Here is a 13,767-nt window from a genome sequence, read left to right on the forward strand (position 1 = left end):
GAAGTCTACTAACTACATTAATAATTCGATAACAAAAACATTAAAATTATGAGGATTTTATTTTCACTTCTATTTTTAGGTATTTCATTGGTATCAATTGCTCAGTCAAGAGAAATTCCACAATCTTATAAAGATTACGATTATCTAACTCATAAGTATGAACATTTGGATAAGGATTTTAAGATTCATATAGAATCTGTAAAATTTGATTCTATCATGACGAAATATCAATATGCACCTCAAAGAGTAGATTCATGGAGGGATTCATTAAGTGTTGTGCTAATGGGTGAATTTGGAAATTGGGATCAGCAACGAATTGCTAGCAATCGAATTTCTTATTCAAATTTAAAAACAAGCTATTATCTGTGGATTACTCCAGAAGAAGCCAAACAAATGGCAGAGAAACGAGGATTTAAACATCCTTATAGGTTTTATGAATATTTCAGGTATCATGAAAATAAATGGGACAAAGAGATGAGGGGGTTCATGAAAAAGCTTAGAAAAAAAGTAGCAAGTGTTTCAGAAAGAAAGGATGTTTTAGAAATGGATAATAGGAGTTTTTTGGGTGAAGCTTTAAAATTATCACCTCAACGAGTTAAGGATTTTTTAGAGTTGAGAGAAAAGCGCATGAAGAATCGTTCAAGGAGATGGTAAATATTGAATATTAAATAGAGAGCCTGCATCATTAAATGCAGGCTTTTTTATAACCTATAGCAGAAATACCAAAATCATGCGATTACATACTCGAACCCATACAGACAATTTTGCAAGCAGAAGGTTAATTGTGTGAGGTAATCACGCTGAAAAAAGAAAGCCTCAGGTGATTGTCAAAAGTGAAAAATCTTTTGAGTTGTGTAGAACGATTCAAAACAGTAGGATGTCATACATATTTTAGAGTGAATCCAATTAAAATCATAAGTGGCAGAAAAAGAGAGTGGTAAAAGTGTCAGAAGCCAAAATGATACGGTAGCAAAAGTCTCATATTCCAAAATGCAGCGTGTAGGATTGTATCATTTCCCACTTTTCGGTTGAAATCAAAAATCAATCTAAATCTTATGAGTAAAAAACGAGTTAGCCTATTCAGAAACATTTTGCAGTTTTCTGTTCTTTCTCTGATTATCCTATTCTTTATTGGAAATCAAGTAGGCTTAAGTGTAGTCGATTTTGAGACTTATTGTCCGATGGGGGGAATTCAAGCCATTCTTACTTTAATGAAAGATGGCCTTATTGCTTGTAACATGACCGTAACACAAATGGTACTTGGAGCAATTTTTATATTCTGCATATTGGTTCTTGGAAAATTGTTCTGTAGTCACCTTTGTCCTTTAGGTACAGTATCAGAAGCTATTGGAAAAATAGCTGACAAATTTAAAATCAGAAGAGATATTAATGGTGTTACCGATAAAGTATTAAGAAGTTTAAAATACATTCTTTTATTTTTCACACTTACCATTACGCTTGAAACCGGAGAATTGTTCTGCAAGACATACGATCCATTTTATGGTTCTGTTACCATGTTTGGGCACAGAGTAAACTTTTTGTTTGCAACAATCTCTATTTCTGTATTTCTTCTGGGTTCAATCATTTTCAGATTGTTCTGGTGTAAGTACTTGTGTCCGCTGGGAGCAATTTCAAACATTTTTAAATATTGGATTGGAGTTGGAGTTGTTGTTGCCGTATTGTCTTCAATGTACTTTTTCGAGGTAGGTGTTGATATCAGCATTATTGTTGGAATTATCTGCTTGGTAGGATATGCTTTGGAGGTTCTTAAGATTCAAACAAAACAACAATCTGTTTTAAAAATTACTCGTCACACACATACTTGTATCGATTGTGGTCTGTGTTCAAGAACTTGTCCACAGGGTATTGATGTTGCAGATCTTGAGATGGTAAAACATCCTGATTGTAACCTTTGTGGTGATTGTGTTTCTGCATGCCCAAAAGATGGTGCACTTACATTAAACGAAAAGATGAATGTGAAGTGGTTGCCTTCTGTATTGGTAGTGGTATTGTTCATTTCGGGATTACTAATTGCAAGTCAATATAATTTGCCAACTGTTTCTAAAGCTTGGGGAAGTAAGGAAGATATGGAGAAGTCGAAGGAGTTTACCATTAATCACATGAGTCATTTGACTTGCTTTAGTAGTTCTATGGGATTTGTGCGTCAGATGAAAGAAGTAGATGGAGTTTTGGCTGTTAATACTTATATCAGCGATCACAAAGCAGAAATTACCTACGATACTACAAAAATTGATGAGCTAAGCATCAGAAAAATGCTTTATGCCAGATCAAAACAATTTGTGAAGGCTCCACAATTGGATCAGGAGTTAACCGTTCACAAACTTCGTGTTGCCAAGTATCTTACAGAGGCTGACTTGAAGATTATGGCTGAGGCGCTAAAAGATAAAGGTGTTTATCAGTTGGAGACTCAATTTGATACTGAGATTAGATTATTGGCATTCTGTGATGCTGATATGAGCGAATCAAAAATTGAGACTTTGATTACTACCATTAAGCATCGCAGAAGTTACCCATACGAAGTGAAGGATGTTGTTAAATCTAATGTGCCAATTAATGGAATGGGCTTAATGAAAAGAACCTTTAAGAAGCATGAGGCAACCTTCAACAACTTTAAATCTTATCCAAGAGAGCAGTTGAGATCAGTATTGTTGGTATTGGAAGATTTTCCTAAAAATGAGAACAAGTTTAAGGAGTTGTCAAACCATGTTGCTAAGAAATACAAGGGAGTAGTTGGTATTCAGGCTGATTACCAAACACAACCAACCGTTCGATTCTTTTACATTCAGGATAAAGTAGATCCGGATGAAATAGTGAGTTGGGCAGCGAATAAGGAAATGACCTTGGTTTATACCAATGGTGAAACCGAGCAGGTTGCAAATCCATACAAATTTAAATTTACAAACTAACCCATACTAAAATCAATTAAATAACAAGTCTATGATAAGAATTTATTTAATAGCACTTCTTGTTTTACTTCAGTTCCAGCTTTTTGCGCAGGGACTGACGGTAACGGGAACGGTAAGAGATGCAAGCGATAAGCTTGGTATACCTGGGGTTACCGTGCTTGAAAAAGGCACATCGAATGGGGTAACAACTGATTTCGATGGAAAATTCAATTTGAAAGTAAGCAAAGCGAATGCTGAATTGATGTTCTCGTTTATTGGATATGAAACCCAGTTTATTCCAGTAAAAGGACAGAAAATCATTAATGTACAATTAAAATCGGCAGACCAAAAGTTAAACGAAGTGGTGGTGCTAGGTTACGGTAGTGTTAAATCACGTGAAGCTGTAGTAGGTTCTGTCGAGCAGGTAAAATCAGATGAGTTGTTAAAGCACAGTAACGCTCAAAGTGTTGACCAAATGTTGGAAGGTCAAGTTGCTGGTGTTTATTTGGAGTCGGATGATGGAGATCCAACAAGTCCCGTTAAAGTTCGTATTCGTGGTAATAATTCTATTCCTGAAATTGGAACTAATTTTTCCGCTTCGAGTGAACCGCTATACATACTAGACGGAGTGCCTTTGATTGATGCGTTGAATCCTAACGTAAATACAGGAACAGAAACGGTTATTAACCCATTGGCTTTGATTAATCCTGAGGATATTGAATCCGTTTCAATTCTGAAGGATGCTTCAGCTGCAGCGATTTATGGTGCAAATGCGGCTAATGGAGTGGTTATTATTACTACCAAAAAGGGTAAACAAGGTAAAACCAGAGTATCATTCTCTCAAAAAATGTTACTAAATACTCCAATCAATAAAATTGATTACTTAAATACGGAGCAATATGTAGAATTAGCAACTGAATTTTACAGAAATTCTGGATATCCTGAAAATGACATCCCTGATTTGGTTGGGCCATCGGATGTTTATACCAATTGGAGAGATTTAACCCTACAAAATTCGGTTTCTCACCAATCTAATCTTACAATATCAGGAGGTGGTGATAAGTCAACTTTTAGATTATCTTTAGGTTACAAGGATAATGAAACTACTACCAAAGGGAATGATTATGAATCAATTACTTCTCGTTTAAGTCTGGATAGTGAATTGGCAAAAGGTGTTAGATTGTCTTACTCGGGAGGTATAACTTCATTTAAAACCGATAAGTATAGTGCTTATGCAACTTATGCATATCAACCTAACATTCCTGTTTATGACGAGAATGGTGATTATACACAAATGGAAACCTATGCCAATCCTTTGGCAGCTTTAGAGCAAAACGAAAACTATACTAAAAAATTCTATTCGAATAACAGTTTAGAATTAAATGTGAAAATTTCGAAGAATTTTAGCACCAGAACCATGTTTGGTTTGGATTATACAAACACTAAAAACTATACTTTCTATTCAAAAGAAAATGGATTGGGAAGAAAAAAAGGTGGAGTGATTAAAGAATCCAGACGTGAAAATATGAACTGGATTGCTAATACCCAGTTGGAATATAATGGTTCATATAAAAAGCATTCGCTTGGTGCTACCGCTGGTGTTCAGTTAAGACACGATAACACCAATAGTACATCTGTTTCTGAAGATAACTTAGTTACAGAAAAATTGAAGATTCCTGGCCAATCGAAGGAGGATGAAGACAGTACTGTAAAGGGATATGAAAGTGAAAATGCAATGAGATCATATTATGGGAGATTGAATTATGATTTCAATAAAAAATATTTCATGTCTATTAACTATCGTGCGGATGCAACATCTTATTTTGGTGGGGATCAGCAGGTGGAAAACTTTGCTTCTATTGGTGGTTCATGGATCATTTCAAAAGAAAACTTTTGGGCAGAAAATGATATCATCAATTTCGTAAAACTGAAAGCATCTTACGGTAAATTAGGTAATGCAAAAGTAGGATCGTACTCAGCAAGAGGATTGTATAGCTACAATACGTCATCTAATTACAATGGTAAATTGGTTGCTCAACCTTTTGCTGCGCCAAATGAAGAACTTGGATGGCAAAAATCATTTAAGTTTAATACAGGTTTAACCATTAAGTTTTTGAAAAAGTTTAACCTGGATGTTGAATATTATAACAACAAAACCAAGGACGGGATTATGTCACTTAATGTGGTGCCTGAAACTGGTTGGGACCAAATCTCTGTGAACACTGCTGATTTGACCAATTATGGTTTAGAGTTTACCTTAAAAGCAAATGGAATTAAGCTAGGTGAGGTGAAATGGAATTCAAACTTAAATGTTGGTTTCAATAAAAACCGTTTGGATAAGTTAAATATTTATGCCGATAGATTAATTTCCGGAACTGCAGGTTTGATTGTTGGAGAGTCTACTTCCCTAATTATGGGGAACAGATATGCAGGAGTAAACCCAGATAATGGTAACCCCCAATGGTATAAAAAAGATGGTACAATCACTGACGTTTACAGTGACATTTCAGGTGATTCGAGTGAAAAAGTTAAGATTGGTAAGAGTAATCCTGACTTTTCGGGTGGTTTCTCTAACAACTTTAGCTACAAAGGATTCAATTTAGCATTTATGATTTCTTTTGAATATGGTGCTGATAGAATGCTTCCTTATGCGGCTCGTGATATGGAGAATATTAAAACTTTCCATTTGTACAATAAAAGTATAAACCTAGTAGATAGATGGCAAAAGCCAGGTGATATTACAGACATCCCGCGTTTGGATCAGAGCATTTCATTTAATGCTTATAGTGATAGATTCTTGTTTGACCAGACTAACGTATCACTTAAATCAATTTCATTGTCATATGCTTTCCCTAAGCATATTTGCCAAGCTCTTAAATTGAATAAAGCTTCCCTTAGTGCCAATGTTTCAAATATTTATACTTGGTACAAAGATCCTGGTAAATCAAATCGAAACGGATTGGCTGAATATCGATACACATTCCCTCAGTCAAGAATATTTGCATTCCAATTAAGCTTAGGAATTTAATCATTATTTAAAAAAGAAGAAATGAAAAAACTAATATACATAGCATTACTGGCAATTGGTTTTGCATCTTGTTCCGACTTTTTGGACATTGATGATGCAACAAAGATTTCCAATGATAAGTTATTTTCGACTTTAAGTGGTGTTGAAGAAGCTTTGAATGGTATTTATTATGGAATGACAGATTTCGACTATTACGGTTGTAATATGATTATGGCAGCTGAGGTAAAAGGAGGTAATCTGAAAATTAATGATCTTACTTTTGAAAATCCATTTTCATTCAACTACATTCCAGCTTTTCAATTTACTCATACCGAAGATGGACAGGATGATTATTTCGATGGCTTTTATTCTGAAATTTATAAGATTATTAGCCAGGCAAATAATATAATAGAAAATATTGAATATGCTGAAGATGCCACTGAATCTGAAAAGGCACAAGCGGTAGCAGAAGCAAAAGCAATTCGAGCTTTGGCTCACTTTGATTTAACCAAGTTATATGCACAACCTTACGCTTATTCAGCAAACGCACAACATTTGGGAATTCCTTATATGCTCAGGAATATTGCCTATGATGAATACACTACACGCGATCTGTTATTCAATAACTACGAAGCAATTGTTACCGATTTATTAGAAGCTGAAGCTGTTTTGGGTACTGCTATCGGAATTGAAGAAGCAAATTATTCTAAAGCTTACATGTCGAAACTAGCAGCACAGGCTTTATTGGCAAGAGTTTACTTGTATAAAAATGACTGGGATAGAGCCAGAGAATATGCAACCAAAGTTATTGAGAATGGTTCAGTGTCATTGGTGGAGAACCCGGAATTAGTGGATTACTATATTAAAAATGAGCCAACAAGAGAGGATATCTTTATTCTTGACAATGCAGGAGTGAATCAATCTGCACCACTTTCAGATAGAATTGGAATTAGTGATGACAGAACAAAGCTTCTGTTGTTGGCAACCAATGATATTATTGATTTATATGAAGCTGGTGACGTGCGTGCTGAATTGATTGGACAGCAATTAGGCGGGAACTTAACACGCAAGTGGACAGAATTCTCAAATAAAGATCATTATACTCCAGTAATTCGTCTTGCTGAGATGTATCTGATTCGTGCAGAAGCATCGTTGAATTTGCCAATTACCGATGAAGTGCAGGCACGTGCCGATTTGGATGTGATTCGCAAGCGTGCAAATCCTAATGCTACAAATCTTCAATTATCTGGTGCTGCTTTAAAGGAAGAATTGTTCCAGGAAAGAAGAAGAGAATTGGCATTCGAGGGGCACTTGTTTTTCGACATTGTACGTATGGGTAGAGATCTTAGAAGAGTTGATTGTAACGCATTGCAAAATGTGAACGTGGATTACCCTAGCAATTTGTTTGTATTACCTATTCCTGAAGACGCCATCAGAGGAAATTCTAGCATGGTTCAAAATCCAGGGTACTAATATTTAATGAGATAAATAAATTCTAATAAAGGATCTTACCGATTCCCTTTGGGAAGATCCAACCATAACCAAAAATCTATTAACACATGAAAAAAAGTTATTTAAACATGCTGTGGCTAATGATCGCTGCACTAATCCTGGCAAGTTGTAGTAGCGATGATGATCCTATTATCCCTAAACTATCGCTCACTGCTGATGTAATTGAAATTTCGGAAATGGCTACTTCTGCTTTGGTTGTAAAAGTAAATGCTGATGCTCCAATTGAAACAGCTTATACTGTAGGTATTGCTTTATCGGGTACAGCTGTTGAGGGAGTAAACTATCAGGAAATTGCAAAGACGGTAATCATTCCTGCTAATCAAACTAAAGCTAATATTTTTGTTACTCCGATTAATGTTTCGGCAATCGAGGACAGTAAAGTTGTGAATATTGCATTACAAGCTGGTACAGGTTATGAATTATCTACTCCTGCAAATGTAGACATTATTATTGTTGACAATGCAAATCCTCCTTCTGATGCTCCTGAAGTATCGTTTGCAACTTCTAACATGGTTACGAATCCATACATGGAAGAAGTAAAAACCATTACCGTTGGTTTGAGTAAAACATTTGCTACTGATATTGTAATTCCATTAACAATTACAGGTGATTTGCTTGCTGATACGGATTACGAAATTGCTGGTTTAACTAATAATGCAATTACTATTCCTGCAGGTAATGTTTCTGCTGACTTTACTGTGACAATGAAAAATACTGCAGTTGTTGATATGGATAAAACAGTAACTTTCGGTTTTGCAACACCATCTACAACTGACTATGCTGTAAAAGCTACAGAAAATACTTTGGCAATTAATGCTGTTGATCCTCAGGTTGATTTCTCCGTTTGGTTCAATGTTGATAACCAATTCAACTACCTGTATGCACAGTGGAATACTCAAGACAATGTTTATATTACCGATGCCGACGCTTATTGGTTGAAGCGTTACTATTGGGATGTAATCGATGGAGCGTGGAAAACACTAACAGGTGAGCATTACATGCACATAACTCCTAACGATGGTAACCAATGGGGCGAAGTGGTAAATATCTTCAAGAAAGAAATGGGAGGTAAGTTTATTGATATTGTTGAGCAGGAAAGATATGAAATTCAGGCGTTCGATTATTTAGGTCTTACTAAATATTTCTCAAACGAAGCTACTTACGGAAAAACTTCTATTTATGCACCAGAAGGATGGTTCCGTTTTGTTTCTACTGATGCTTCAGCATCTGAAGGTACTGTTGTTGTTCCTGCTCAAACATTAACTCTTTACAAAATTAAAGAAGGTGTAGATTGGAAAGCTAAAACAACAGTAGATGTTAATGGTAGTGCAGAAAGCTATTATTTCTGGTACGAAGATTCAAGAAATACTCAAGGTGATCTTTCTCTATCAACCAATGTAACTCCGGTTTCTATTGAAGTTGCTAAGTCTGTTGGTACTTACAATATTGCAACCAAAGAAGTTCAGGTTGATATTACTTTCACCTGTGATGACGCTGATTTGAATATCGACCCTAAGTATATCTATGCTCAAGAAGGAGATACTTATACAATTAGAATTAAATACATTAACAGATACTAGTATTGACAATAAGTGATCGGCAATTGCCGATCGCTTATCTATATTTTATTCAGAAACAAGCCACAAAACTATAAATAACAAAAAATGTTTCGATTTAAATTATCTTTTCTCTTCATTATAAATTTGATGGTGTTTCACCTATCCGTGAATGCGCAGTCGAATAATGCAGTATTAGCAAAAAAATACCAGACTTTGGTAAGCAAAGCTGAAATCAGCGACAGCGGGTTTATTAGCATTCATTTGAATGATAATGATTTGTGGCTTGAAATTCCCGATAGCATTATGGGGAGAGATTTGTTAATTGGCAGCCGGGTGGAAGAGATTAGCTCTACCAAAAATGCAGTTGCAGGCCAAATGATGCACAACCCAATGTTGGTAAGGTTTAGCCAGGATGATAAGAGTGTGTATTTACATGTAATAGATACTGAGAACGTAATGGATGCCAAGGATCCAATCAGTATTTCTTTCGATCGAAACAACATTCAAACCATTTATACTGCTTTTAAGATAGAAGCTAGAAACGCAAGGAATGATGCATCAGTAATTGATGTGACAAAATTCTTTAGCAACCAAATTCCTCAAATTTCTCCATTTGGAGGAGGAGGCAGTGGGAAAGTAATCCCTGAGGTAACAAAGACTACCGATGCCAGAGCCTATGATGGCAATGTTGAAATTATTACTCAAATGGGATTTATGGGGAAGCGCAGTCAATTTATGTGTTCATTGCATCGCTCAATTGTTTTACTTCCCAAAGAACCTATGCAACCTCGTTTAGCGAGTGCCCAAATTAACTACTACGAAGAAGTAAGAAAAGAACTGTCATCTGAATATATAGATGTGAAAAACTACTCATATATAAGAAGATGGAGACTAGAACCTAAAAAGGAAGACATTCAAAAACATAAGAATGGCAAATTGGTTGAACCTACGAAACCAATTGTCTTTTACGTGGACAATTCGTTTCCGGAAAAATGGAAACCATTTATTAAGGCTGGTATTGAAGATTGGCAAATGGCATTTGAGAGAATTGGATTCAAGAATGCAATAATTGCTAAGGATTATCCGGTAAACGATACATATTTCCATGCTAACGATTTTACAAACAATTGCTTTAGATACATTACAACGGAAAAGGCAAATGCAATGGGTAACCATTGGATTGATCCTCGCTCCGGAGAAATCCTTCAGGGAGATGTGCTGTTTTATCACAACGTAATTAGCAAATTGTACCAGTGGCGTTTTTCTCAGACAGCGGCAAACGATCCTGCCATTAGAGGAAATATGAATGATGTTTCAGATGCAATAATGGGTGAGTTAATTCGTTATGCAGCAGCTCATGAAATTGGACACTCTTTGGGCATGAAGCACAACTATCGTGCATCCTATGCTTTCCCTGTAGATTCATTGCGCTCGCCAAGTTTTACCAAGAAATATGGAACTGCCGCTTCAATTATGGATTATGCCCGCAACAATTACATCGCTCAGGCTAAAGACAAAGGAGTATGCTTAACCCCACCTTTATTGGGAGTATATGATTACTTTGCGATTAAATGGGCATACCAACCTATTTACGAGGCAAATACTTCAGAAGAAGAAAAGGCAACATTGAACAGGTGGTTCGAAGAACGTAGCAAAGATGATATGTATTTGTTTGGTGCTAAAAATGGTATGGGAGATGGAACTTTAGATCCTTCTGTTTTAACAGAATCCTTGGGAAATGATGTGGTGAAAGCAAGCCGTTACGGTGCTGTAAACGCAAAGCTAATCATGAAGAATTTGATTGAATGGTCTGCTGCTGATGAGCTTGGAGATGATCATTTGCGTTGGATGTACGATGGTGTAATCAAACAGTACAACAGGTACTTTAAACATGTTGAAGCCAGATTGGGTGGTGTTTTCGAATTTGATGTTACCAATGAGATGCATCCTGAAAAATATGTGGCAGTAAGTCGCGAAAAACAAAAGGAAGCATTAGACTATATCATGGATGAATTACTTGGCCAATTTGATTGGATGAAGAGTGAAGATTTAGAGAAAAGATTGGGAAGTCTGGATGAAGAGATCATTAAAGCACAAGGAAAAAAGATTGAAGATCTTTTGAATAGAGCTGTTCTGGTTAGAATGTATACATGCACAACAGAATCAAAAGATCCATACTCGGTAAGTGAATATCTATCAGATATTACAAAGAGACTATTTAATTTATCGGCTAAAAAGCAAAGTACAGACTGGGTGAGAAATCTACAGGTAGAATATGTAAAAGGTTTACAGAAACTATTGAAAGATAATGCTGACAAAAGTGGTCATGTATTTAATAATCTGATCATGGCTGATATTCATTCAGAGTTGGAATCTATTAAGAATATTGCAAACAAAAGAGCTGAAAAGGGAAATGAAAATGTAAAAAAACATTTTTCCTTCCTTACATATATTTTGGAGTAGTAGAAGAAAGTAGCAATAACACTTAACCCTAAATCCCCTAAAAGGGACTTTTCTAGTTCAATTGATTTAAGCCTTTTAGGGGGTTGAGGTAGAAGGAATTTGTCAAATAAAACAAGCTTACAACTAAATACTTAAAATGCTTAGACTAAAATTATTATTGATTTGTCTGGTGCTGTCAGTAGCATCGGTAAAGGCAGACGAAGGAATGTGGATTCCATCTCTATTGAAAAAATACAATATCAAAGACATGAAAAAGGCAGGATTCAAACTATCTGCCCAAGATGTTTACGATATCAATACAATATGCCTGAAAGATGCCATTCTTGGATTGGCAACAAAAAGCAATCCGACTACATTCTCAGGAAGCGGATCTTTTATTTCGGAATCAGGATTAGTATTAACCAATCATCATACAGCAGTTTCGTATTTGCACAAACATAGTAGCGAGGAGCATAACTATCTTAAGAATGGATTTTATGCGCAAACACAAGCAGAAGAGTTGCCAGCAAAAGGTTTAACATTAGCGCGCCTGGTTCGAATGGATGATGTGACTGAATCTTTGCTAAAAGAAACTGAAGGTTTAGGTGATGCGGAAAAAAGCAGCTTAATAGATTCAAGAGCTAAAGAACTTACGGCAAAGGCAAAAGAAGGAAATCATTACAAGATAAAAGTGAAGTCTTACTTTGGTGGAACTCAATATTTCCTTGAAGTATATGAGATCTATCACGATGTCAGAATTGTTGCAATGCCTCCTTTGTCATTGGGAAAATTTGGTGGAGAAACCGATAACTGGAAATGGCCAAGACAATCGGCAGATTTTGCGATACTTAGAGTATATGGAGACTCTAACAATGAATCGTTGAAATATTCGATTGCGAATACTCCACTTAAGCCTGCGAACCATCTTGATCTATCATTGAAAGGATACCAGGATGGTGATTTTGCAATGGTATATGGTTTTCCTGGTAGTACAAAGCAATATGTAACAGCCAGAGCCATTGAACAGATTGTTGATGTTACAAATTACCACGGAATCAAGATCAGGGATGCCAAAATGAAAATCATTAAAGATGCCATGAATAAAAATGAAGATTTATGGTTGAAATATTCCGATTTCATGGCGAAAACATCTAACCGTTTGTTGCGATGGAAGGCAGAACTTCGCGGTATTGAAAAACTAGATTTGATTAAGCTGAAAAAGAAGGAAGAAGAAGAATTTACAGCTTGGCTTAATTCCTCTGAAGAACGTAAAGAAAAATATGCAGATATCATTCCTGGAATTGAATCGTGTGTTGCACGTTTAGATACCATCGAAAAATTGAATATGTATGTTTTCGAGGGTGGTATCAGTGGTGGAAATTTTGTTGCTTTTGCAGGTAAGTTTGATATGCTGAATGCCATAAGTTCTCGTAAGAATGTGAACGAAAAACGCCTGAACAAAGAGTTGAGAAAACTAAGAGTTGAAGCCTCAAACTTCTACAACGCTTATGATGTGGAAACGGAGAAGGCCTTCTTAAAAACTCTTGTTGCTTTATATGATAAAAATGTTGGAGATCAATACAAGCCAGCTGCGATTGTCAATGCACGAAAAAAATACAATGGTGATTTCGACAAGTATATTGATGATATTTTTAGTAGGTCACTGTTTGCATCGAAGGAAAGCTTATATAAGTTTCTAAAATATTTCACAAAAGAGGATCGTGAAAAGTTAGCAAACGACCCAGTATTCGATTTATGCTTGAGCTACTTCTTAATCAACAAAGACATGGTATACATGCAACGTGCTACCATCAGAAAGGAGTATGGAAAATATCATAAGAGATATTTACAAGCAGTAAAAATAATGAAAGGTGACGAAAAAATCATTGCTGATGCAAACAGAAGTCTCAGAGTATCATATGGAAATATTGTTGGGATTAATGATGAAGGAATAGAATACTCTTATATGTCTGACTTAAATGATTTGGTTGAGAAAAGTAAGAAAGACGTTAAAACTTATGAAGTTCCAAATGGATACCTTGAGTCTTGCGAAAAAGCAATTCAGGAATCGAAGAAAAAAATTCCAACTTGTTTTATCAGCAACTGTCACACCACAGGAGGAAATTCAGGTAGTCCTGTTTTAGATGCCAAAGGGAGATTAATTGGTTTGAACTTCGATAGTGCAGGTAACGGATTGGTAGGCGATTACAAGTTTATGCCTGAGCTTACCCGTCAGATATCTGTAGACATTCGCTATGTAAGATTTGTATTGGAACATCAGCTAAAAGCAAATGCTTTATTGGAGGAGTGGAAGTAATACTTTGACGAAACTTATGAGATA

General features: G+C 35.8%; 7 protein-coding genes. All 7 read left to right on the top strand.

Features of this window, described 5'->3' with window-relative positions:
- Positions 1–48: 48 nt before the first annotated feature.
- The 7 genes from JCM15579_RS16470 (at position 49) to JCM15579_RS16500 (ending at position 13,743) form a co-directional block, all read left to right on the top strand.
- On the top strand, positions 49–654 hold the full coding sequence (locus JCM15579_RS16470) for a hypothetical protein (protein ID WP_054721769.1): 606 nt from the start codon (positions 49–51) through the stop codon (positions 652–654).
- Between the two features lie 401 nt (positions 655–1,055).
- Complete coding sequence (locus JCM15579_RS16475; RefSeq protein WP_054721772.1) at positions 1,056–2,927, top strand: 4Fe-4S binding protein; 1,872 nt, start codon at positions 1,056–1,058, stop codon at positions 2,925–2,927.
- Positions 2,928–2,958: 31 nt separating this feature from the next.
- Entirely contained in the window at positions 2,959–5,934 is a 2,976-nt protein-coding gene (locus JCM15579_RS16480; protein WP_054721774.1) for a SusC/RagA family TonB-linked outer membrane protein, read from the top strand.
- A 21-nt stretch (positions 5,935–5,955) separates the two neighbouring features.
- Positions 5,956–7,386 (top strand): RagB/SusD family nutrient uptake outer membrane protein, encoded by a 1,431-nt coding sequence (locus tag JCM15579_RS16485; RefSeq protein ID WP_054721776.1) that lies wholly within the window; start codon positions 5,956–5,958, stop codon positions 7,384–7,386.
- Positions 7,387–7,472: 86 nt separating this feature from the next.
- Positions 7,473–9,005, top strand: a complete 1,533-nt coding sequence (locus JCM15579_RS16490) for a hypothetical protein (RefSeq protein ID WP_054721778.1) — start codon at positions 7,473–7,475, stop codon at positions 9,003–9,005.
- Positions 9,006–9,089: 84 nt separating this feature from the next.
- Positions 9,090–11,447, top strand: coding sequence for a zinc-dependent metalloprotease (locus JCM15579_RS16495; protein WP_083464732.1), 2,358 nt, complete (start codon positions 9,090–9,092; stop codon positions 11,445–11,447).
- Between the two features lie 136 nt (positions 11,448–11,583).
- Positions 11,584–13,743, top strand: coding sequence for a S46 family peptidase (locus tag JCM15579_RS16500; RefSeq protein ID WP_054721783.1), 2,160 nt, complete (start codon positions 11,584–11,586; stop codon positions 13,741–13,743).
- Positions 13,744–13,767 lie beyond the last annotated feature (24 nt).

The organism is Marinifilum fragile JCM 15579, assembly GCF_001310955.1.
In the GTDB taxonomy this organism is placed as follows: domain Bacteria; phylum Bacteroidota; class Bacteroidia; order Bacteroidales; family Marinifilaceae; genus Marinifilum; species Marinifilum fragile.

What these genes read in the sequence shown, in the direction of transcription:
- JCM15579_RS16485 (WP_054721776.1), top strand. Translation starts at nt 5,956, where the DNA reads ATGAAAAAACTAATATACATAGCATTACTGGCAATTGGTTTTGCATCT.
- JCM15579_RS16475 (WP_054721772.1), top strand. Translation starts at nt 1,056, where the DNA reads ATGAGTAAAAAACGAGTTAGCCTATTCAGAAACATTTTGCAGTTTTCT.
- JCM15579_RS16490 (WP_054721778.1), top strand. Translation starts at nt 7,473, where the DNA reads ATGAAAAAAAGTTATTTAAACATGCTGTGGCTAATGATCGCTGCACTA.
- JCM15579_RS16500 (WP_054721783.1), top strand. Translation starts at nt 11,584, where the DNA reads ATGCTTAGACTAAAATTATTATTGATTTGTCTGGTGCTGTCAGTAGCA.
- JCM15579_RS16495 (WP_083464732.1), top strand. Translation starts at nt 9,090, where the DNA reads ATGTTTCGATTTAAATTATCTTTTCTCTTCATTATAAATTTGATGGTG.
- JCM15579_RS16470 (WP_054721769.1), top strand. Translation starts at nt 49, where the DNA reads ATGAGGATTTTATTTTCACTTCTATTTTTAGGTATTTCATTGGTATCA.
- JCM15579_RS16480 (WP_054721774.1), top strand. Translation starts at nt 2,959, where the DNA reads ATGATAAGAATTTATTTAATAGCACTTCTTGTTTTACTTCAGTTCCAG.